The 22,668-nt window shown below is 68.2% G+C and carries 19 protein-coding genes and 1 riboswitch; of the genes, 6 read left to right on the top strand and 13 right to left on the bottom strand.

The window, feature by feature from the left end; all coding sequences use genetic code 11:
• The first annotated feature begins 54 nt into the window (after nt 1-54).
• The 6 genes from G154_RS15705 to G154_RS15730 all read left to right on the top strand — a co-directional run bounded on the left by G154_RS15705 (nt 55) and on the right by G154_RS15730 (nt 9,325).
• Nucleotides 55-1,491, top strand: coding sequence for a GuaB1 family IMP dehydrogenase-related protein (locus tag G154_RS15705; protein WP_019509987.1), 1,437 nt, complete (start codon nt 55-57; stop codon nt 1,489-1,491).
• A 244-nt stretch (nt 1,492-1,735) separates the two neighbouring features.
• Nucleotides 1,736-3,100 carry a hemolysin family protein gene (locus G154_RS15710; RefSeq protein ID WP_023985851.1) on the top strand — a complete coding sequence of 455 codons (1,365 nt, stop codon included), beginning with the start codon at nt 1,736-1,738 and terminating at the stop codon, nt 3,098-3,100.
• Nucleotides 3,066-4,142, top strand: a complete 1,077-nt coding sequence (locus tag G154_RS15715) for a hemolysin family protein (protein WP_031601523.1) — start codon at nt 3,066-3,068, stop codon at nt 4,140-4,142. The genes G154_RS15710 and G154_RS15715 overlap by 35 nt, the downstream gene beginning before the upstream one ends.
• Nucleotides 4,139-5,017 carry a hypothetical protein gene (locus G154_RS15720; RefSeq protein ID WP_019509984.1) on the top strand — a complete coding sequence of 293 codons (879 nt, stop codon included), beginning with the start codon at nt 4,139-4,141 and terminating at the stop codon, nt 5,015-5,017. The genes G154_RS15715 and G154_RS15720 overlap by 4 nt, the downstream gene beginning before the upstream one ends.
• Nucleotides 5,018-5,058: 41 nt before the next feature.
• Nucleotides 5,059-7,242: a malate synthase G gene (locus G154_RS15725; RefSeq protein ID WP_019509983.1), complete on the top strand. Its 2,184-nt coding sequence runs from the start codon at nt 5,059-5,061 to the stop codon at nt 7,240-7,242.
• A 46-nt stretch (nt 7,243-7,288) separates the two neighbouring features.
• The gene (locus tag G154_RS15730; protein ID WP_019509982.1) at nt 7,289-9,325 is read left to right on the top strand and encodes a hypothetical protein; all 2,037 of its coding nucleotides are present in this window, start codon (nt 7,289-7,291) and stop codon (nt 9,323-9,325) included.
• Here G154_RS15730 and G154_RS15735 read toward each other — a convergent pair.
• The 13 genes from G154_RS15735 to secA2 all read right to left on the bottom strand — a co-directional run bounded on the left by G154_RS15735 (nt 9,306) and on the right by secA2 (nt 22,530).
• Nucleotides 9,306-10,169, bottom strand: a complete 864-nt coding sequence (locus G154_RS15735) for an endonuclease/exonuclease/phosphatase family protein (protein WP_234713061.1) — start codon at nt 10,167-10,169, stop codon at nt 9,306-9,308. The two genes, G154_RS15730 and G154_RS15735, sit on opposite strands and share 20 nt — an antisense overlap.
• A gap of 32 nt (nt 10,170-10,201) precedes the next feature.
• The gene (locus G154_RS15740; RefSeq protein WP_023985853.1) at nt 10,202-11,107 is read right to left on the bottom strand and encodes an alpha/beta fold hydrolase; all 906 of its coding nucleotides are present in this window, start codon (nt 11,105-11,107) and stop codon (nt 10,202-10,204) included.
• Between the two features lie 9 nt (nt 11,108-11,116).
• On the bottom strand, nt 11,117-13,945 hold the full coding sequence (gcvP, locus tag G154_RS15745; RefSeq protein ID WP_019509979.1) for an aminomethyl-transferring glycine dehydrogenase: 2,829 nt from the start codon (nt 13,943-13,945) through the stop codon (nt 11,117-11,119).
• Nucleotides 13,946-14,091: 146 nt separating this feature from the next.
• A riboswitch (glycine riboswitch) is annotated at nt 14,092-14,189 on the bottom strand.
• Nucleotides 14,190-14,251: 62 nt separating this feature from the next.
• A complete protein-coding gene (locus G154_RS15750; protein ID WP_023985854.1) occupies nt 14,252-14,875 on the bottom strand; it encodes a MerR family transcriptional regulator in 624 nt (207 codons plus the stop codon).
• Between the two features lie 190 nt (nt 14,876-15,065).
• A complete protein-coding gene (locus tag G154_RS15755) occupies nt 15,066-15,560 on the bottom strand; it encodes a bifunctional nuclease family protein (RefSeq protein WP_019509977.1) in 495 nt (164 codons plus the stop codon).
• A 46-nt stretch (nt 15,561-15,606) separates the two neighbouring features.
• Complete coding sequence (locus G154_RS15760; RefSeq protein ID WP_019509976.1) at nt 15,607-16,335, bottom strand: MerR family transcriptional regulator; 729 nt, start codon at nt 16,333-16,335, stop codon at nt 15,607-15,609.
• A 28-nt stretch (nt 16,336-16,363) separates the two neighbouring features.
• A complete protein-coding gene (gene garA, locus G154_RS15765) occupies nt 16,364-16,828 on the bottom strand; it encodes a glycogen accumulation regulator GarA (protein WP_023985855.1) in 465 nt (154 codons plus the stop codon).
• Nucleotides 16,829-17,027: 199 nt separating this feature from the next.
• Entirely contained in the window at nt 17,028-17,423 is a 396-nt protein-coding gene (gene gcvH, locus G154_RS15770) for a glycine cleavage system protein GcvH (protein ID WP_019509974.1), read from the bottom strand.
• Nucleotides 17,424-17,451: 28 nt separating this feature from the next.
• Entirely contained in the window at nt 17,452-18,201 is a 750-nt protein-coding gene (locus G154_RS15775) for a DUF881 domain-containing protein (RefSeq protein WP_031601525.1), read from the bottom strand.
• Between the two features lie 66 nt (nt 18,202-18,267).
• On the bottom strand, nt 18,268-18,600 hold the full coding sequence (locus G154_RS15780; RefSeq protein WP_019509972.1) for a small basic family protein: 333 nt from the start codon (nt 18,598-18,600) through the stop codon (nt 18,268-18,270).
• A 25-nt stretch (nt 18,601-18,625) separates the two neighbouring features.
• Nucleotides 18,626-19,534, bottom strand: a complete 909-nt coding sequence (locus tag G154_RS15785; protein ID WP_023985856.1) for a DUF881 domain-containing protein — start codon at nt 19,532-19,534, stop codon at nt 18,626-18,628.
• Complete coding sequence (locus G154_RS15790) at nt 19,527-20,186, bottom strand: CDP-alcohol phosphatidyltransferase family protein (RefSeq protein ID WP_045546457.1); 660 nt, start codon at nt 20,184-20,186, stop codon at nt 19,527-19,529. The genes G154_RS15785 and G154_RS15790 overlap by 8 nt, the downstream gene beginning before the upstream one ends.
• Nucleotides 20,187-20,196: 10 nt before the next feature.
• Nucleotides 20,197-22,530, bottom strand: coding sequence for an accessory Sec system translocase SecA2 (gene secA2 / locus G154_RS15795; RefSeq protein ID WP_023985858.1), 2,334 nt, complete (start codon nt 22,528-22,530; stop codon nt 20,197-20,199).
• Nucleotides 22,531-22,668 lie beyond the last annotated feature (138 nt).

Below are 22,668 nucleotides of genomic sequence, written 5' to 3' on the forward strand. Positions count from 1 at the left end.
TCGGGGGTAAAAGCGTCTGCTCGCGGGAGAAACCGAGCCCACTAGACTCGGGGTATGCGTTTCCTCGACGGCCACCGTCCCCCGTACGACCTGACCTACAACGACGTCTTCATCGTGCCGGGCCGCTCGGAGGCCGCCTCCCGCTTCGACGTCGACCTGTCCACCGTCGACGGGTCGGGCACCACCATCCCGGTCGTGGTGGCGAACATGACCGCGGTCGCCGGCCGGCGGATGGCCGAGACGGTGGCCCGGCGCGGCGGCATCGTCGTTGTGCCCCAAGACGTTCCGCTCGCGGCCGTGCGGCACACCGTCGACTTCGTCAAGAGCCGTGACCTGGTCGCCGACACCCCGGTTCAGCTGGCACCCGACGACTCGGTCTCCGATGCGCTCGCCCTGATCAACAAGCGGGCCCACGGCGCGGCGGTCGTCGTCTCCGACGGCAAGCCCGTCGGCGTCGTCACCGAGGCCGGGTGTGCCGGGGTCGACCGGTTCGCCCGGGTACGTGACGTGGCCACCAGCGATTTCGTCACCGCGCCTGCCGGCACCGACCCGCGCAAGGTGTTCGACCTTCTCGACCACGCGCCGATCGATGTCGCGGTGCTCACCGACGGTGCCGGAAACCTGGCCGGGGTGCTGACCCGAACCGGTGCCGTGCGCGCAGGCATCTACTCCCCCGCCGTCGACGGCGCAGGACGGTTGCGCATCGCCGCCGCCGTCGGCATCAACGGTGACGTGGCGGCCAAGGCCCGCGACCTCGCCGAGTCCGGTGTCGATGTGCTCGTCATCGACACCGCGCACGGGCATCAGGTGAAGATGCTGGACGCGGTGGCGGCCGTCGCCGCCCTGGACCTGGGGCTCCCGCTGGCCGCGGGCAACGTCGTCTCGGCAGGGGGCACCCGCGACCTGATCAACGCCGGTGCCTCGATCGTCAAGGTCGGCGTCGGCCCCGGCGCGATGTGCACCACTCGGATGATGACCGGCGTCGGCCGACCGCAGTTCTCCGCTGTCGTCGAATGCGCCTCGGCGGCAACCGAACTCGGCGGGCACATCTGGGCCGACGGCGGCGTGCGTCACCCGCGTGACGTGGCCCTCGCCCTGGCCGCCGGCGCGTCCAATGTGATGATCGGTTCCTGGTTCGCCGGCACGTACGAGTCCCCCGGCGATCTGCTCCGCGACCGCGACGGCCGGCCGTACAAGGAGAGTTACGGGATGGCCTCCAAGCGGGCCGTCGCCGCCCGCACCGCGGGCGACGGCGCATTCGACCGGGCCCGCAAGGCGCTGTTCGAAGAGGGGATCTCCAGCTCTCGGATGAGCCTGGACCCCAACCGTGGCGGTGTCGAGGACCTGTTGGACCACATCACCTCTGGTGTGCGCAGCACCTGCACCTACGTCGGCGCGCGGACACTGCCCGAACTGCACGAGAAGGTCGTCCTCGGCGTGCAGTCGGCCGCCGGTTTCGCCGAAGGCCATCCGCTGCCGACGGGTTGGTGATGCTCGGCGCCACGCAGCGGGCAGTTAGGATGGACCGGTTCCGCCGCCCGAAGAATGCCGCGACTGCGTCGCGCCGAAGACCAGAGAGGGACCCTGTGCCACAGGCACCCGTGGAGGCTCCGGGTTCACCGCTGGGCGCGGGAATCCCACCGGGCACCGCCACCCCACCCGGCGAGGCGTCCGACGCCGAACCGTCCTCTAGTCAGCCGGGCACGCGGCCCGGCAGCCATCCGGTGAGGTGGCCGTGACTCTCACCATGACCCTGCTCAGCCTTCTCGCCTTCATCCTGTTGACCGCGGGCACCGCGGTCTTCGTGGCGGCAGAGTTCTCCCTGACCGCCCTCGAACGCAGCGTCGTCGAGGCCAATGCCCGGGCCGGCGGACGACGCGAGCAGTTCATCCGCAAGGCCCATCGCACCCTGTCCTTCCAGCTGTCGGGCGCCCAACTGGGCATCTCGATCACGACATTGGCCACCGGTTATCTGGCCGAGCCCGTGATCGCCCGGTTGCTCTACGCACCGTTGACCGCGATCCGCATCCCGGCCGACTGGGTCAGTGGCATCGCGCTGGCGCTGGCCCTGCTGATCGCCACCTCGGTGTCGATGATCTTCGGTGAGCTGGTGCCCAAGAATCTCGCGGTCGCCAAACCACTGGCCACCGCCCGGTTCGCGGCCGCCCCGCAGTGGTACTTCTCCAAGCTCTTCACCCCGGTGATCAAGGCCACCAACGGCACCGCCAACTGGATCCTGCGGCGGATGGGCATCGAACCGGCAGAGGAACTGCGTTCGGCCCGCTCACCGCAGGAGCTGGTCTCGCTGGTGCGCACCTCCGCGCGCAGCGGCGCACTCGACGCCGACACCGCGGTACTGGTGGACCGATCACTGCAATTCGGCGACCGGTCCGCCGAGGAACTGATGACACCGCGCTCGAAGATCGAATCCCTGGAGATCGAGGACACCGTGGCCGACCTGATGGCCGCCGCGATCCGCACGGGGCACTCCCGCTTCCCGATCGTCGACGGCGACCTGGATCAGACCGTCGGCATGGTGCACGTCAAGCAGGTGTTCGAGGTGCCCGCCGAGCTGCGCGCACGGACGCCGCTCTCCCGGCTCGCGGTGCCCGTACCGACCGTGCCCTCGACCCTGGACGGGGATGCGGTGATGACGCAGATCCGCGCGAACGGCATCCAGACCGCCATGGTCGTCGACGAATACGGCGGTACCGCGGGCATGGTCACCGTCGAAGATCTGATCGAAGAGATCGTCGGCGATGTGCGCGACGAGCATGACGACGCCACCCCGGATGTGGTGCAGAGCCGTGCCGGTTGGCAGGTGTCGGGACTGTTGCGCATCGACGAGGTCGACTCTGAGACACCGTTTCGCGCCCCCGAGGGTGACTACGAGACCATCGGCGGATTGGTACTGGAGAAGCTGGGACACATCCCCGCCGTGGGCGAGACCGTCGAGTTGACCGAATTCGATCCGGACCGCCCCGGCGACCCGGCGATGCGATGGCATGCCCGCGTGCTGCGGATGGACGGCAGGCGCATCGACCTGCTGGAGCTGGTGCAGGTCGATGCCGACCCCGAGGAGAACTCCCGTGGGTGGTGATCTGTTCGGGGTCGGTCTTGCCGTGCTCCTGCTCGCAGCCAACGCATTCTTCGTCGGCGCCGAGTTCGCGCTCATCTCCGCTCGGCGTGACCGCCTGGAAGCACTCGCCGAGCAGGGCAAGAAGCGCGCCGTCACCGTCATGCGTGCCGGCGAACACCTGTCGCTGATGCTGGCCGGAGCCCAGCTCGGCATCACGATCTGCTCGATCCTGCTGGGCCGCGTCGGCGAACCCGCGGTGGCCCACCTGCTGGAGAAGCCCGCCGCGCTCATCGGTATCAGTGACGCGATGCTGCACACGGTGTCGTTCGTCATCGCCCTGGCCGTCGTGGTGACCCTGCATGTGCTGCTCGGCGAGATGGTGCCCAAGAACATCGCCATCGCCGGGCCGGAGAGCACCGCGATGCTGCTCGTCCCGCCCTACCTGCTCTACATCCGGGCGGCGCGACCCTTCATCGCCTTCTACAACTGGGCCGCCAACACGACGTTGCGGGCGCTGCGCGTGGAGCCCAAGGACGAGCTGGACGTGACCGTGTCCACCGTGGAGCTGTCCGACATGATCGCCGAATCGCTCTCGGAGGGTCTGCTCGACCGCGAGGAGCACACCCGCTTGACCCGCGCCCTGCAGATCCGCGACCGCCACGTGGCCGACCTGGCGATACCGCTGGATCGGATCTTCGCGGTGCCGGCCGCCGAGCCCGGTGCGGGCCCGACCATCGCCGCCATCGAACACGCGCTCTCGCAGACCGGCTACTCGCGCTTCCCGGTCGCCGGCGCCGACGGCAATTATCTTGGTTACCTGCACATCAAGGATGTCCTTCCGGTGCTCAGCGAGGACCTCACGGTGCTTCCCGCCGATATGGTGCGCCCACTCATCCAGGTGCCCTCGTCGATGTCCCTGCCCGACGCCCTGACCCGGATGCGCCGCACCAAGAGCCATCTCGCGCTGGTCACCAACGGCGGCCGAGTGACCGCGATGGTGACGCTGGAGGACCTGGTCGAAGACCTCGTCGGGACCGTGCGCGACGGGACCCATCGGGTGTGACCGCACTCGCTCAGGACGTCTGGACGGCACGCGAGGCCGCACATCGGCGGCGCGTCGAGACATTCGTCGCCCCGCATCTGCAACGCGCCCGGCGCGGTGAGCCGCATCCGGTGTGGGACTTCCTGTTCACCTATTACAGCCTGCGCCCACGCCAGCTGCGCCGCTGGCATCCGGGGTTCGGGGTGGCCCTGTCCGGGCCGGACGCCCGGCGATTCCTGGACCGCACCGGCTACACCGAGCGCGACGGACTGGTCGGCGTCTCCGACGAGCTGCTGCGCGCGCGGCGCGCCACCGTCGAATTCGTCGCCACCCTGTTGCGCGGCACGGCACGGCGCCCGGCCCGGTTCAACTGTTTCGGGCTGCACGAATGGGCGATGGTGTACCGGTCCGACGAGGTCCGGCACGGCGCGGTGCCGCTACGACTGGGTGCGGCGGGCACCGATGCGGTGGTCGAGTCGATGCCGCTGCGGTGCAGTCACTTCGACGCGTTCCGGTTCTTCACCCCGGCCGCCGCGACCCGCAACGCCAAGCAGCTCACCAGGGACGGCCAGCTCGCCGCCGAACAACCGGGCTGCCTGCACAGCGGCATGGATCTGTACAAATGGGCCTACAAGCTGGGACCGCTTGTCGAGTCCGAACTGGTGGTGGACTGTCTGGAACTGGCCGCCGACGCCAGGCTCTTGGACATGTGTGCCAGCCCATACGACCTCACCGACTATGGTTTTGCACCGGTGGCCATCGAAACCGCCGCCGGCCGTGCCGAGTACGCCAAGGCACAGCAGGACATCGCCGACCGCGCCGTGCCGTTGCGTGCGGCGCTGCTGGCCCGGTGTGACGCGCTACTGGCACGGCTGCCCGCGCCCGTTCGCGCGTAGTTACCGACGGGTAAACTGGGTCGACTGTTAAGGGAGGAATCATGACCGAGCGCGTGACCGTCGGCAACCTGCGGGTCGCCAAGGTGCTGCACGATTTCATCACCAATGAGGCGTTGCCGGGCACCGGCGTGGATCCGGACACCTTCTGGGCGGGTGTGGACAAGGTCGTCGCCGACCTCGCCCCGCAGAACGAAGAGCTGCTCGCCCGCCGCGACGACCTGCAGGCCCAGATCGACAGGTGGCACCGCGCGCGCGTCATCGGTCCCTTCGACGCCGCCGAGTACAAGCAGTTCCTCACCGATATCGGCTACCTGGCACCCGAGCCCCCCGACTTCACCGTGACCACCTCCGGAGTGGACACCGAGATCACCTCGACCGCCGGCCCGCAGCTCGTCGTGCCGATCCTCAACGCCCGCTTCGCGCTGAACGCCGCCAACGCCCGGTGGGGCTCGCTGTACGACGCGCTCTACGGCACCGACGTCATCTCCGACGAGGGCGGCGCCGAGGCCGGGACGTCGTACAACAAGGTCCGCGGCGACAAGGTCATCGCCTACGCCCGCAACTTCCTCGACGAAGCGGTGCCGCTGGCCGAGGGCTCGTGGGCCGATATCACCGAGGTCAAGATCGAAGACGGGCAGCTGGTTCCCTCGTTGGCCGATCCGTCGGCATTCGTCGGATACACCGGCGAGCTGGGCGCGGCCTCCTGGTCGGTGCTGCTCAAGCACAACGGCCTGCACATCGAGATCCTGATCGACCCGTCCTCGCCGATCGGATCGACCGACAAGGCAGGCATCAAGGATGTCGTCCTGGAGTCGGCGATCACGACCATCATGGACTTCGAGGACTCGGTGGCCGCCGTCGACGCCGAGGACAAGGTGCTCGGCTACCGCAACTGGCTGGGACTCAACCGCGGCGACCTCTCCGAAGAGGTCAGCAAGGGCGGCAAGTCGTTCAACCGGGTGCTCAACCCCAACCGGGAGTTCACCACCCCGGACGGGTCCGGCGAGCTGAGCCTGCCCGGCCGCAGCCTGCTGTTCGTCCGCAACGTCGGACACCTGATGACCAACGACGCCATCGTCTTCGACAATGACGGTGCCGACGGCGCCGAGGTGCCCGAGGGCATCCAGGATGCGTTGTTCACCGGCCTTATCGCCATCCACGGTCTCAAGGAGGGCGAGCAGAACGGCCCGTACCGCAACTCGCGCACCGGCTCGGTCTACATCGTCAAGCCCAAGATGCACGGCCCCGACGAGGTCGCGTTCACCTGCGAACTGTTCTCCCGCGTCGAGGATGTCATCGGCGTGCCGCAGGGCACCCTCAAGGTCGGCATCATGGACGAGGAGCGCCGCACCACGCTGAACCTGAAGGCGTGTATCAAGGCCGCCGCCGACCGGGTCGTGTTCATCAACACCGGCTTCCTGGACCGCACCGGCGACGAGATCCACACCTCGATGGAGGCGGGCCCGATGATCCGCAAGGGCGCGATGAAATCGCAGCCGTGGATCAAGGCCTACGAGGACGCCAACGTCGACACCGGCCTGGCGACCGGGCTGGCCGGACGCGCCCAGATCGGCAAGGGCATGTGGGCGATGACCGACCTGATGGCCGATATGGTCGAGCAGAAGATCGGCCAGCCCAAGGCCGGCGCCACCACCGCGTGGGTGCCCTCACCCACGGCGGCCACCCTGCACGCGATGCACTACCACCAGGTCGACGTCGCCGCGGTGCAGTCCGAACTGGCGGGCAAGAAGCGCGCCACCATCGACGAGCTGCTGACCATCCCGCTGGCCGGTGAGCTGGCCTGGTCCCCCGACGAGATCCACGAAGAGGTGGACAACAACTGCCAGTCGATCCTCGGTTATGTCGTGCGCTGGATCGACGCCGGTGTCGGCTGCTCCAAGGTGCCCGACATCCACAATGTGGCGCTGATGGAAGACCGTGCCACGCTGCGCATTTCGAGTCAGTTGCTGGCCAACTGGCTACGCCACGGCGTCATCACCGAGGGTGATGTCAAGGCAAGCCTGCGCCGGATGGCCGCCATCGTCGACGAGCAGAACGCCGGCGACGCGGACTATCTGCCGATGGCACCCGACCCCGAGGCCAGCATCGCCTTCCAGGCGGCCCAGGAGCTCATTCTCTCGGGTGCACAGCAGCCCAGCGGCTACACCGAGCCGATCCTGCACCGGCGCCGTCGCGAGTTCAAGGCGCGTGCCGCGAACCAGTGACTAGACTTCGGCGGGGTATTCGACACGACGAGACAAGAGGGTAGGGATGGGCAGGCACAGCATTCCCGATCCCGACGACCAGCCTGACGAGCAGTTCGGAGTCTTCGGCGATCCCCGCCGCGACGAACCCGCTGCCGGGTCGTCGGCCGGGCAGCACGAACAGCCCGAGTTCGGTTACGACGCAGACGATTACCGGCACGACACGGCAGCCGACTACGACGAGCCTCGCCAGCACGACTACGCGGACCGTACGTACGAGGATCCGGATCCGGATCCGGCTCCGCGCGGTTTCCCGGCGGTCGCTGACGAGGACTCCCCGACCCAGGCGTTCTCGGTCACCGGCCGGCAACGCACCTTCGAGGGCGGGGAATGGACCGGTTCGCACCGGGCCATCACACCCGGCCGACGCACCGTCAGCCGGGGTGTCGTCATCGCACTGATCACCGTGGTCGCCGTGGTCGGTGCGGTCATCCTGTGGCAGTTCTTCGGCAACGCGCTCTCCGACCGCAGCCAGGCCTCGGCCGACCGGTGCGTCGAGGGCGAGGTCACCGTCGCCGTCGTGGCCGATCCGGCCATCGCAGAACAGATCTCGGCCCAAGCCGAGGATTATGTGGGGACCAACCCGCGCGTCGGTGATCGCTGTGTGAAGGTGGCCGTCACTTCCGCCGATGCCGATGCCGTCGTCGCGGGGTTCAAGGGCGACTGGCCCGGCGAGCTCGGTGAGCGGCCCGCGGTGTGGCTCCCCGGCAGTTCGTCGGCGGAGTCCCGGCTGGAGGCGGCCGCGGGACCGGAGTCGGTGATAGACAGCCGTTCCCTGGTCAGCTCGCCGGTGGTGCTCGCCGTGCGACCGGAGCTGAAAACCGCGTTGTCCGATCAGAACTGGTCGGCGCTGCCGAACCTGCAGACCAATCCGGCCGGTCTGGACGGACTGAACCTGCCCGGCTGGGGCGGATTGCGGTTGGCTTTGCCGACGGCGGGCAACAGCGATGCGGGCATCCTCGCGGCCGAGGCCGTCGCGGCGGCGTCTGCGGCCCCGAACGCGCCGGTGACCTCCGGTGCCGGTGCCGCGCAACGGCTCATGGGCGCGCAGCCCGAACTCGCCGACAAGCAGGCGTCCACTGCACTCGATGCGCTGGTCGATGCCGCCGACCCGGCCGCGGCGCCGGTACATGCCGTGGCCACCACCGAGCAGCAGGTGTTCCGGCGCGGAGCAGATATGGCCGATGCGGACCGCAAGTTGGCCGCCGTGATTCCGGCCGGTGCGACCCCGGTGGCCGACTTCCCGGTCGTGCTGCTCAGCGGTGACCGGCTGGCCAAGGAACAGGTCAGTGCCGCCAGCGAATTCGACCGCTTCATGCGCAAACCCGAGCAGCTCGCCAAACTGGCCGAGGCCGGTTTCCGCGCCGACGGCGCAACTAATCCGGAGAGCGCGGTGACCGACTTCCCGGCCGTGACCGCACCGCTGTCGTTCGCAGATCCGGCCGACCGGGCAAGTCTGGCGGCCCGGTTGGCCGCACCGGTGCAGGACGGCACGGTCACCGTGATGCTCGGCCAGTCCGCGCCCGGGCTGACCGACGTCGCAGCCGGACTCAACGACCGGTTACAACAACTGCCGCCGTCAGCGGCCGTGGGTCTGTGGACTTTCGACGGGGTGTCCGGCCGATCGGCGATCACCACCGGTCCGCTGGGGGACGATATCGGCGGAACCCCGCGGTCCGCGGCGCTCGGTTCGAGCCTGCAGTCCCAGGGCGGATCTGCCAGCGGTGCGGTGTCGTTCACCACGCTGCGCCTGGTCTACGGCGACGCAGTCGCCGGTTTCCGTCCCGACCAACCGAATTCGGTACTGGTGGTGACCGCAGGCCCGCACACCGACCGCAGTCTCGACGGTCCCGGATTGATCTCCTACATCCAGGGCGCGGTCAATCAGCAGCGTCCGGTGGCGGTCAATGTCATCAACATCGGCGACGACCCGGATCGGGCGACGTGGGAGGCGGTGGCCCAGGCCAGCGGTGGTCAGTACCGCAATGTCACCGGTGCCGCCGATCCGGCGTTCGGCGCTGCCGTCAGCGAGTTTCTCGGCTGACACGCTTGAGCGTGCACTGCACGCCGAAGTGATCCGAGGGGAAGATTCGCGGCAGCTCGGGTGCGACCGGTTCACGTCCGAGCAGCTGGACGGAGTGCGCCGTCCAGGTGTCGGCTTTGAGCAGCACCCGATCGAATCGGACGTGGCGGTGCTTGTCCTTCATGTCATAGCGCATGTGGTTGATCGTGGTGTCCTCGGTGAATCCCGGCTCGTCGGGACGCAGCATCGGCCAGACGTCTGCGAAGTCGGCGGGCAGGATGGCGTTCTCGGCGTCGCGCAGGTTGAAGTCCCCCATGATCGCGACATTCGCGTGGCTGCGCACCGAGTCGACGACCAGCCTCAGCTGGCGGTCGCGCACCGCGGCTGCGGCCTTGCCGCTTTCGAGGTGCAGACCCACGACGGTGAAGGCCCGGCCGCCGATGGTGTAGCGCGCCGTGAGGTACCCGCGGGACAGGTTGGACGGCAGCCGCGTGTAGCTCACCCGGTCGACCGGGATACGCGATAACAGCAGCATGCCGTAGTGACCGAGCCTGCCACCGCACACCGCGGCGCTGGAGTAGTGCGCGCGGACCCAGGGTTGGGCCAGCAGCACGGTCAGTGCCGGCTCGGTGACCTCTTGGAACACCATGACATCCGGGGCTTCTGCGGCCAGGATGGCGGCGATCGCCTCATACCGCTGCCGCGCGAACAGTCCGTTGAACCAGATGTTGTAGGTCGCCAGCGACAGCCGGTCCAGGTCAGCGCCGCCGCCATGGCGGTCTGCGGTACGGGTCCAGCCGGAGTCGAACCATCGCACCGGCATCGACGTGGTCCTGCGTAACACCGAGGGCCACACCCGCTTCATGACACCCCAACGTACGCCGCCGGGCCCCGATGTCACTGCAGCGACAACAGATTCCTGACCTGCGCGGCGAACCGGATGGGCACCTCGACCTGCGGGTAGTGCCCGACATCGCGCAACTCGACCACGTCGGCGGCCGGCCGCAGATCACGCAGGCCGGCCAGTACGTCGACCGTCGCGACCGGATCCTGCAGCCCCCACAGATAGCTCAGCGGTTTCGGCCAATCCGCGATCGCTCCGTGCCAGCGCGACGCGTATCGCTCACGCTCGTCCAGGTATGCGCACAGCAGATGCATGATGCGATGACCGCCGTTGTGGGCCAACAACGCCCACTGTGCCTCGGCCTCGTCGTCCGTGAGCGGGTGCGCCGGGGCGAACAGCCGAGCGAAACCACGGGTGAATGCGGCGCGACCGGTCAGCCGGGACAGCAGCGGTCCCAGCGGCCCGCGCAATACCTTCTGCGACGGACGCAGACTGGCTCGCTCCAGGATCACGCTGCCATTGGTCAGCACCGCACCCCGCAGATCGAAGGTCAGGCGCCCCTGCGCATCTCGGGCCAGCAGTTCGGTGGCCACCGAGGTGCCCATGTCGTGGGCCACCAGGACCACCGGACCGGTCGTCGTCTGCGCGAGCACATCCTCGACGATGTCGGCCTGCTCCAGCAGGCTGTACACGCGCGGGCTGCGCCGACTCCCCGGTCGCTGCGCTCCTGCCCACCGAGGCTTGTCCGACAGCCCGAACCCCAGGAAGTCCAGTGTCAGCCAGCACTGCCCTGCCAGCTCGTCGACGACCCTGCGATAGTCGAAGGAGCTGGACGGAAACCCATGCAGCAGAAGCAGCGTCGGGCCCGCACCGGGTGCGGACCGGACGAAGATCCGACCCGACGGGGTGGTCAGGAATCGACCACCGTCCGCCCAGTCCCGCACATCTGCCGGTAACACCCGGTCAGGCTAAGCGAACGCCTCCACCGGCGGGCACGAACAGACCAGATTGCGGTCGCCGTAGGCGGCGTCGATGCGGCGCACCGGCGGCCACACCTTGGGACGGAAGCCCTTGCCCAACGGGTAGGCGGCCTCCTCGCGGCTGTACGGGTGCGCCCATTCGTCCACCAGCAGCGACTCGGCGGTGTGCGGGGCGCCGCGCAACGGGTTGTCATCGGCAGGCCACACCCCGGACCCGACCTTGTCGATCTCGGACCTGATCGCGATCATGGCGTCACAGAACGCGTCGACCTCGGCAAGGCTCTCGCTCTCGGTGGGCTCGACCATCAGCGTGCCGGCTACCGGGAAGCTCATGGTCGGGGCGTGGAAGCCGAAGTCCGCCAAGCGTTTCGCGACATCGTCTACGGTCACCCCGGTCGCCTTGGTGATCGGGTTGAGATCGAGGATGCATTCGTGGGCAACCATGCCGCTCTCACCGGTGTAGAGCACCGGGAAGTACTCGTCGAGCCGGCGTGCCACATAGTTGGCCGACGCGATCGCGGTCAGCGATGCTGCCCGCAGCCCGACCGCGCCCATCATCCGGATGTAGGTCCAGGTGATCGGCAGGATGGACGCCGACCCGTAGGGAGCCGCCGACACGGTGTAGCGATCGCCGAGCTCGTCTGCCAGCGGATGGCCGGGCAGGTACGGCGCCAGGTGGCTGCGCACCGCCACCGGCCCGACACCGGGACCGCCACCACCGTGCGGGATACAGAACGTCTTGTGCAGGTTCAGATGGCTGACATCGCCACCGAACCGGCCCGGGCGGGCAAGGCCGACCAGCGCGTTGAGGTTGGCACCGTCGACGTAGACCTGACCACCGGCGTCGTGCACCGCGGCGCAGATGTCGGCGACGTCGTGCTCGTACACGCCGTGGGTGGAGGGGTAGGTGATCATCAACGCCGCAAGTCGCTCGGCATGCTCGGACACCTTGGCGCGCAGGTCATCCAGGTCGACGTCGCCATTGGCCCGGCATTTCACCACCACGACCCGCATCCCGACCAGGGCCGCCGAAGCCGCATTGGTGCCGTGCGCGCTGGATGGGATGAGGCAGACATTGCGTTCGGCGTCACCATTGGCGCGGTGATAGGCCTGGATGGCCAGCAGGCCGGCGTACTCGCCCTGGGACCCCGCGTTGGGCTGCAGCGAGATCTCGTCGTAGCCGGTGATCCCGGTCAACCAGGTCTGCAGATCCGAGATCAGCCGACGCAGACCCGGATTGTCCGATGCGGGGGCGAACGGGTGCTGCTTGGCGAACTCCGGCCACGTGATGGGCTCCATCTCGGCGGCCGCGTTGAGCTTCATCGTGCACGATCCCAGCGGGATCATGCTGCGGTCCAGCGCGATGTCCTTGTCGGCCAGCGAGCGCAGGTACCGCATCATCGAGGTCTCGGTGCGGTACAGGTGAAACGCCGGGTGGGTCAGGAATTCCGTTGTGCGGGTTTCGATATCGACCCCGGCGGGCTCGGCGGCATTCACACCGAAAGCGGCCAGCACGGCGTCGACGTGCGCGTCGGTGGTCGCCTCATCGCAGGCCACCGACACGTGGTCGGCGTCGACGCGCCACAGGTTGATCCCGGCGTCCTTCGCGGCGGCGACGATATCGTCGGCGCGGCCGGGGACACGGGCCAGCACGGTGTCGAAGAACGCCTGGTGCACCAGCGAGGCACCGAGGCCGGCGGCGAGCCTGGCCGCGTGCGCATGCACCCGGCGGGCGATGCCGGTGAGGCCGGCGGCACCGTGGTAGCTGGCGTACATGGCGGCGATCACGGCCAGCAGCACCTGCGCGGTGCAGATGTTGCTGGTCGCCTTGTCCCGGCGGATGTGCTGCTCGCGGGTCTGCAGGCTCAACCGGTAGGCCGGTGATCCGTCGGCATCCAGCGACACTCCGACCAACCGGCCCGGCAGCTGGCGGGCGTGCTTGGTGTGCACGGCGAGGTAACCGGCGTGCGGACCGCCGAATCCCATCGGCACGCCGAACCGCTGCGTGGTGCCGAAGGCGACATCGGCACCGAACTCCCCCGGCGGGGTGATCAGCGTCGCCGCCAGCAGGTCTGCACCGACGGCAACCAGCGCACCGCGCTCGTGCGCGGCGGCAACCAGGTCCGACCAGTCCTGGATGCGCCCGCTCGCGCCGGGCAACTGGACGATGACACCGAAGAAGTCACCCTCGGGCAACCCCCTGCTCAGGTCGGCGGTGACGATCTCGATGCCCAGCGGTTCGGCGCGGGTGGCGAGCACGGCGGCGGTCTGGGCGTACACATCGGTGTCCACGGCAAGCCGGTTGGACGGACCCTTCACCGCACGGTGCATCAGGGTCATCGCCTCGGCGGCGGCGGTGCCCTCGTCGAGCATCGAGGCGTTGGCCACATCCAGCCCGGTCAGGTCGGCGACCATGGTCTGGAAGTTCAGCAGCGCCTCAAGACGTCCCTGACTGATCTCGGGCTGGTAGGGCGTATAGGCGGTGTACCAGGCCGGGTTCTCCAGGATGTTGCGGGTGAGCACCGGCGGGGTGAGTGTGTCGTAGTACCCCTGCCCGATCATCGACACCGCGACGGTGTTGGCATCGGCCAGCGCGCGCAGTTCGGCGAGCGCCTCTTCCTCGGTGGCCGGGGGCGGCAGCTGTTCCAGACCCGGGGCGATACCGTCGGCACCGACCGCGTCGAGGATGCCGGCCGGCAGCGCCTTGCCTGCCAGTTCGTCGAGCGAGCCGACGCCGATCACGCTCAACATGGTGGCGATGGCGTCGGAATCGGGCCCGATATGGCGGGCAACGAAACCGGACGAGGTCGAAGGCACATCAGGTGACACAGAAGTCTCCCCGGGTCGAGGTGTGCGCCGCGAAGCGCGTCCTCTCCCTCTGTCGGGGTGCCTGAGAGATTCAGCCCGGATCCGGGCCTTTCCCCATGGGCGGGTGCGCGCGGCACCGCTTTCCAGAGGCATCGTGGCCGCGCGCGGTCCGGGGGCCTGAGAGGTTGACGGAGAGGTGTTGCTCCTTCGGCGTCCGTGGCTGGCGGCCACGGAACTCTCCCGCGCATGGGCGATACGCGCTCGATTCTAGCGGTTCACCCGATCCGACGGCGTTCACGCCGGGAGCGGCCTGAATCAGCCGATCTTGCGGTCGCGGCTCTTGCGCCGGGAAGCCAATTCGTCCTCGGGGGCGGCGATGGACTCGCCACCGTCGGCGCGCTCGCCGGGGAAGTCGGCGATCGCACCGGTCAACTCGCGCATCGCACCGGACACCGCGATACCGAACACGCCCTGGCCGCCCTGCAAAAGGTCGACGACCTCCTCGGCCGACGTGCATTCGTAGACGGTGGTGCCATCGGAGAACAGCGTGATGTTGGCCAGATCCTGCACGCCGCGCTGGCGCAGATGGTCGACTGCGACGCGGATGTTGTGCAGTGAGATGCCGGTGTCGAGCAACCGCTTGACGATCTTGAGGACCAGCACGTCCTTGAAGGAGTACAACCGCTGACTACCCGATCCCGCGGCACCGCGGATCGACGGGACGACCAGCGAGGTCCGTGCCCAGTAGTCGAGCTGGCGATAGGTGATCCCGGCGATCTGGCAGGCACTGGGACCGCGGTAACCGACAAGTTCGTCCGGGATCGAATCATCCGGGAACAGGCCGCCCTGGACGGGTTCTCCGGATGCGCCGTTCGCGGGCGGTGTCAGCCCGCCGGCAGAAGACAGATCCAACTCCCCCTGATGTGGCGTGTCGCCCACAGTCCATCCTCTCGCCGTCGCCCACGGGCACACGTGACATCACGCTGGAACCCGAGTTCGAATATGTCGAGCATACGCTCAACACATTGCCGCTACTGCTCGTCGTCGATCAAAATTATGGCTGTCCGTGCGGCACGTCGCCGACACAGAAACCGCGTGTCGACATCACGAGACGCATCCGTGATCTTGGTCAGGTCGCTTTGAAATCGTCGGGCGAGATGCTGTCGAGGAACTCCTTGAACTTCTCCACCTCGTCCTCGCGGACCGGCTCGGCGGAGTCCTCATCGGTCTCGTCGGGAATCAGCAGGCCGGCCTCCGCCAAGACGGATTCCTCGACATAGATCGGGACCCCGACCCGCAGGGCGATCGCGACCGAGTCCGACGGGCGGGCCGAGACCTTGATATCGCGGTCGAAGATCAGGTCGGCGTAGAAGGTGCCCTCCTGCAGATCGACGATGCGCACCTCTTTGAGCGAATGTCCCAACGCCGCAATCAAATCGCGGATCAGATCATGGGTCTGGGGCCGAGGTGCCTCGATGCCCTGCTGTTCGTGCGCGATGGCCTGCGCCTCGGGCTGACCGATCCAGATCGGCAGGTAGCGCTCGCCGTTCGCCTCGCGCAGCAGCAGCACCGGCTGGTTCTGCGGCTGCTCAACGCGAATACCGACAACCCGTACCTCACCCATCAGCGCCTGCCCTCCGCGAAGAAGCCGTCGTCGAAAATTCTAGTCCTCACCGGTCGAGAACGTCGCGCACGGCCGATTTGATCAGCGACGTGTGCAGTGTGATTGCCAGGGCGGCAACCTCGCGGGCCAGATCATCGGCCCGGTCGCGGGCACCGGCCTTGCCTGCGGCCGCGACCGGTCCCGCGATCTGGGCGATCAGGTCGGACTGCCGGTCGGCCGCCGAGCGGAACGCGCGTAGGTGGCGTGGCTCGACGCCGTAATCCGCCAGGGCCTTGGCACATTGGGCGATGGTGACCGAATGCTCATCGAAGAGTCCGGCCGGGCCGGGCTTGATCACACCCGCCGTCACCAGGGCCGACAACATGGTGTTGTCGATCCCCGACCGGGCCACCAGATCCTCCCGGCTGAGCCGGACCTGGGTGGGGGCGATGGCTGCCGGGTCTCCTGCCGAGTCACCGTCGGCGACCTGGACCAACCGCGGCGTCGAATAACCCGCACTGGCAGGCAACTCGTTGTCGGGCTGGGCATCCAACTGCGCCTTGATCACCTTCAGCGGCAGATACTGGTCGCGCTGTGCGGTGAGCACGAAGCGCAATCTGGCGCAGTCGTACGCGGTGAAGCGCCGGTACCCGGCCGCCGATCGCTGCGGCGTGACCAGCCCTTCGGCCTCCAGGAACCGGATCTTGGAGATGGTGACATCAGGGAAATCCGGGCGCAGCAGATCGAGCACCGCTCCGATGGACATCCCGGCTGGCACCGGGTCCGGTTGGGTCATCTGGTCCTCGCGCGAGCGCTCCGGCGACTCAGCCGGCGTCGTCGGTCTTGGGACCGGTCAGGAACACCAGCCGGAACTTGCCGATCTGCACCTCGTCACCGTTGGACAACACGGCCGAATCGACCGGTTCCCGGTTGACGTAGGTGCCGTTCAGGCTGCCGACATCGACGACCTGGAATTCGCCGGACTCCAACCGGAACTCGGCATGCCGACGGCTGACCGTCACATCGTCGAGGAAGATATCGCTGTCGGGGTGGCGGCCCGCCGACGTGGTGGCCTGATCCAGCAGGAACCGCGAACCGGCGTTGGGGCCACGCTTGACGACGAGCAGCGCCGAACCCGCAGGCAGACCCTCCACGCCCGATACCGAGCTCTCGGTGCCGGTGCTGGCCGGGGCGTCCAGTTCGTTGAGGAAATCCGCGCGGAAAACCGAGGTCGTCTCTACCGTCACCTCGTCGGACTGGTCTGCCTGAAAGTTGCTGTTCTCCGTCACCCGCTGCTCCTCTGCTGGCTGCTGTGGCGTGCCTGGCCGATGCCCGTCAGGCCATTCGGCAGCCCAACGGACCGTGGTTGCGTCTCATGTCGACCGTACCGCGCCGGGCAGACCATTGGGTCCACCACCGCCGGATCCGCCTGACACGGGCTCGGTCACGCCTGTCCTTGATGAACGATCGGCAAAACCCTAACAACACCTACTCGGGAAGGATTGCCCGGTAGCCGTCAGCGTCCAGCAGATCGGGCAACGGGCCCGGCTCGGGGGCCGTCTCGACCTGCAGTTCGACCAGCCATCCGGCGCCGTAGGGGTCGGAGTTGACCAACTCCGGATTGCCCTCCAGCTCACCGTTGACGGCAACGACTTTCGCCGTGATCGGTGCGTACAGATCCGACAGCGACTTCGTCGATTCGACCTCACCGAAGCTGTCGCCTGCGCTGACCGCGGCCCCCACGTCGGGCAGCTGCACGAACACCACGTCACCGAGGGCGGCCTGCGCGTAGTCGGTGATGCCCACGCGGACGGTGTCCTCGCCGGTGCGTCGCACCCACTCGTGCTCGGCGGTGTACTGCAGATCGGACGGGATCTCGCTCACGGGGCTCCTTTGACGGATACAAGCGGACTTACTTGACGGGCTGAGCGTATTGGCGAGGTTTCGGTTGCCGCAAGGCGGTCACATCGATGACATCGGCCTGGGCCACCGTCATCGATCCGCCGACCCGCTTCACGCTGTCCATCGCACCGCCGGGGATGTTCATCGCGGCGGCCAGTGTCGGCGGATCACCAATCGCCAGAACCGAATACGGCGCCCCGATGGTGACCCCGTCGACGATCAACGCGCCCGGCGCCCCCACCACCCAGGTGTCGACCCCGACCCGGATACCCGCCGCATCCCGTCCGGCCCCGCCGGCGCGGGTCCCCCGCACCTCCATGGCCTCGGCACCGGCGGCCCGCAGCTCGTTGATCACGTCGAGCATGGTCTCCGGCGACACACCGGCCGCCGCATCCTCGATGGTGATCGTCACACCGGGGCCCACCGCGGCGACCGTGCCGATCATGATCGACAGCGCCGCCAGCCGGGCCTGCGCATTCTCGATGGCGGCCTGATCGCTGCTGCCGGACTGCTGTAATGAGCTCAACGTCTCCTGCAGCTCGGCAACCTCGCTGTTCAGCGCGGCCTCACGCTGCTGCAGCGAATCGAGCAGCACCAGCAGATCCGCCGGGCGGGCCGAGTCCAGGGAATCACCGGTGCTGGTCTGACGGACCTGCGTCGCGATCGCGATACCGAGCAGCAGACACAGCAGCACGCCGAAGGTCCCGAAGATCACCTGGGACCGGGTCCGCCGCGCCCGGCCGGCACCGCCCGGCGGCATCTCGTGCCTGCCATGCTCGGGCTCGCTCGATTGGTGATCGGTGTGCTCGCTGTGCTCACCCATACCTCAGGCCCCGAACAGTCGACGGCGCAGGGCCGCGGCATTGCCGAAGATCCGGATGCCGAGCACCACGATGATCGCGGTGGACAGTTGTGTACCGACGCCGAGCTGGTCACCCACGTAGACGATCAGGGCGGCCACCAGCACGTTGAAGACGAAGGAGACGACGAACACCTTGGAGTCGAAGATGTGCTCCAGGTAGGCGCGCAGACCACCGAAGACGGCATCCAGCGCGGCGACCACGGCGATGGGCAGATAGGGCTGGATCGCCTCGGGCACACCCGGGTGGAAGACGAGCCCGAGCACGATGCCGACGACCAGTGCGGCGATTCCGATCATCGCTCGATCATTTCAGCAGCAGCCGTCACGGCTTCATCTCCTTGGCGAAGCGGATCTCGCGGACCGAGCCAGCCGGCACGTTCAGCGCCTCGCCGGTACTGACCGTAACCCCGACACCGTAGGACCGCTGCAGCAGCATCAGTCGCTGCATACCGGGGCTGCGGTTGAACACATCCTGGATGGCGTGCGGCGGACCCAGCGCGATCACCTCATACGGGCTGGTGATCGGGCGGTTGTCGACCAGGATGCGGCCACCGGCCTGCCGGATGGTGACGCCGGCGCCCACCCGCACCCCGCCCACCGACACCGCTTCGGCGCCGCCGACCCACAACGAGTTGACCACCAGCTGCAGGTCGCGATCCAGGATCACCTGCCGGCTGCCCGCGACCCGCTGCTTGCTCACATCGGTCAGATCGCGGGACACGCCGGGGTCGGTGACGGTAACCGTGACGCCGGGGCCGATCGCCGGGGTCACCGCAGCGGCGAATTCGGCGGCGTCGAGATCGGCGAGCAGCGCCCGGCCCTGTTCGTCGCCCGCCAACCTGCTGCGGCGTTCGGCCTCCACCTCGGCGGCCAGCCCGTCACGGGTGGCCTCGATTGCTGCCGTGCGGGTTTCGGCAGCACGGGCGCTCTCGGAGAGCACCTGCTGGGTCTGGCGATTCGCCGGCGCGAGCGCCTGCGCCTGCGACGCGGCGGCCGCGAAGACGGTCGCGATGATCAGCCCGGCCAGCAACGTCCAGCCCCATTGCCGCCCGCGCGGTGGCGGTCGATCCGGGCGGGCGGCGGCGGCCGCCGCGTAGCCGGGATCGAGGTGTTCGGTCAGCAGCGAGCGCAGCAGGGAGGGGACCGGAATTCGTTGGGGTGCACCGGCTTGGTGGGCGCTCAGCCCCGCCCGCGGGTGATAACCGCCCAACGAATTCGATCGCTCAGCCACCGGTAACGCGCCCCCGCGGTGTCGCAGGCGCGCGCGGCATGGATCGCGCCACCATGGACACCTGCATCAGGTACAGCACGGCCGACCAGAGGTAGAGCGCCAGACCCCAGATCAGGAACGCCCACCCGCAGGCCAGGATCACCCGACTCCACAGGGCGTCGAACTGGCCGAGCAGGACCAAGGGCAGTCCCGACATCAGCGCGAAGGTGGCGCCCTTGCCGAGGTAGGTGACGGGCAAGGCGGTCAGACCGCGCGAGCGCAGCAGCGGAAGGGTCGCCGCCAGCACCAGATCCCGGCCCAGCAGCACGATCACGAACCACCACGGCACCACGCCGGCCGCGGCCAGTGCCAGCGGGACGACGATCATGTAGATGCGGTCCACCAAGGGGTCCAGCAGCTCGCCCAGCCGCGAGGACTGGTTGTCGACCAGCCGGGCGATCTTGCCGTCGGCCCAGTCGGAGAACCCGCTGAACATCAGGACCGCCACCGCCCACCCGGTCTGTTCGGCGACCAGCAGCAGGTACAGGAAGACCGGCACCAGGATCAGTCGGATCGCCGAGAGCACGTTCGGGATCGTCAACACCCGATCACCGATGCCGCTCGGCACCGAATCCTGTGGACGATCCCCCGCCGCTCCGCTCGCCCGGGTCATGGCTAGAAACCTAGCGGAACACGCCGGGCAGACTCAGCGCCGACATGACATTGTCGGCCAGTGGATCGTCGTGGATCATGTACGTCCACGTCGAGGTGGGCCGCGCCAGCCTGGTCAGGTCCAGCCCGGCCACCCCCTCCTCGTCATCGACGATGGTGGCGGTGTCGAAGGTCTGCTGAGCGGCCTCGATCGCGTCGGCGGCCAGCGAGGCGAACGCGTCCACCGCCATCCGGTGGAACTCGTCGAGCGGATTCTGGTTTCCCAGGGCCCGCAGGCTGATGCTCTCCCGGATATCGGCCAGGTAAGCCAGGTGGTCGGCCCACCCCCGGTCCAGGTGGTACAGCATGATCAGCCGGCAGATCTCCTCGAGGCGCTCCTGCGGAATCGTCTCGGCGAGTTCCTCGTAGCGCTGCGGAGAGCGTTCTTCCAGCTCCTCCCGGGCGGCCGCGGTCCGCAGCAGGGTGTCCCGGCGCTCGACCAGGATTGCGCGTTGCTGCGCGGTGAGCTGGTTGTAGCGCCAGGTGTTGGCATGCAGGTCGAGCGTCTTGCCCTCGGCCACCCGTTGCGCGTGGTCCAGCAGGGCGGCGGCCCGGTTGCTGGTGATCCGGCCGTCGCCGTCGGTGGCCAGTGGGAGCTTGTTGGGCTCTACGAAGGACACCACCACATCGTCCTCCCAGCTGGAGAAGAACACCGAGGACCCGGGATCGCCCTGCCGCCCGGCGCGCCCGCGCAGCTGGTTGTCGAGTCGTTCGGTGTAATGCCTGCCGGTGCCGATGACGTGCAGGCCGCCGAGTTCGGCGACCTCATCATGCTCGGCTTCATCTGAGCCGCCCAGCCGGATGTCCGTCCCGCGGCCGGCCATCTGGGTCGATACCGTGACCCGGCCCCGCGCGCCGGCCTCGGCGATGACGGCGGCCTCCTCGGCATCGTTCTTGGCGTTCAGCACCACCGCCGGAATGCCGGCCTTGACCAACCGCTCGTGCAGTTCCTCGGATTCGGCGACGTCGCGGGTGCCGACCAAGATCGGCTGGGAGGTGGTATGCACCTCGGCGATGTGCTCGACGATGGCATCGTTCTTGGCGGCGATGGTGATGTAGACCCGATCGGCCTCGTCCTCGCGCATGTTGGGCTTGTTCGGCGGGATCGGGGACACCCCGAGCTTGTAGAACTGGCGCAACTGCTCACCGGCGGCCAATGCGGTGCCGGTCATGCCGCACACCCGCGGGTACCGGTTGATCAGGGCCTGCACCGTGATGGTGTCGAGCACCTCACCGGTCTCGGTGATCTCGATGCCCTCCTTGGCCTCGACGGCCGCCTGCAGGCCGTCGGGCCAGCGCTGCAACGAGGCGATGCGCCCGCGGGACGCATTGATCAGGTGCACCGCGTTATCGCGCACGATGTAATGCACATCGCGTTCCAGCAGCACGTGCGCGTGCAGGGCGACGTTGATCTCGGTCAGCGTCGAGCCGACGTGCTCCTCGGAGTACAGGTCGATACCGCCGAGGGCGGCCTCGAGTCGTCGCGCGCCCTTGTCGGTGAGCTGCACGTTGCGCTTGTCGGCGTCGGTCTCGTACTCGACGCCCTCGCGCAGCTCGCCGACCAGCCGGATGATCTCGACCCGCGGGGTCTCCCGGTGCGACGTGCCCGCCAGCACCAGCGGCACCAGCGCCTCATCGACCAGGACCGAGTCGGCCTCGTCGATCAGTGCGATGTCCGGGCTCGGTGAGACCAGGTCGTCGACGGAGATCACCAACTGATCACGCAGCACGTCGAAGCCGATTTCGTTGACCGAGCCATAGGTGATGTTGCAGCCGTAGGCCTCCCGGCGCTGTTCGGGAGTCGAGTCGGCGGTGATCCAGCCGACGGTCAGCCCGAGCGCACGGTGCAGCGGTCCCATCCACTCGGCATCGCGACGAGCCAGATAGTCGTTGACCGAGATGACGTGCACGCTGCGGCCACCGATGGCATATCCCGCTGCGGCGATGGCGCCGGCCAGCGTCTTGCCCTCACCGGTGGCCATCTCGACGACGTCACCGGCCAGCATGCGCAACGCGCCGAGCAACTGAACATCGAACGGCCGCAGCGCGATCGACCGCTCGGCGGCCTCCCTGACAAGCGCCAGGAACTGCGGGATGTCCGACGAGTCGGCAAGGTCGTCGAGGTTGAGTAGCCCGGCGGCCTTGAGCAGCTGATCATCGTCGAGACCGGCGGCCTTTTCCTCGAACTTGGCCGCGGCATGCACCTGCGTCATCGAGCGCGCCTGGTCCTTGTCGGTGCTGGCGCCCAGCAGCTTCCAGAACCGGTTGCTCAACCGTCCTGACTTCGCACCGCCGGACTTGGACACCTTCGAGGTCTTGGAACTCACAGCCACAGTCATACGGTACGCGGAGCAGGTCGGGCTCAGGGGGACCACGGCCCGGTCGACACACCGACCGCACTCGCCGGTCGGGCTGATGCCATCAGCCGCGCTGCGACCAGCCTC

Origin of the sequence: Mycobacterium sp. VKM Ac-1816D, assembly GCF_000416385.1 — a bacterium.
Taxonomy (GTDB): Bacteria; Actinomycetota; Actinomycetes; order Mycobacteriales; family Mycobacteriaceae; genus Mycobacterium; species Mycobacterium neoaurum_A.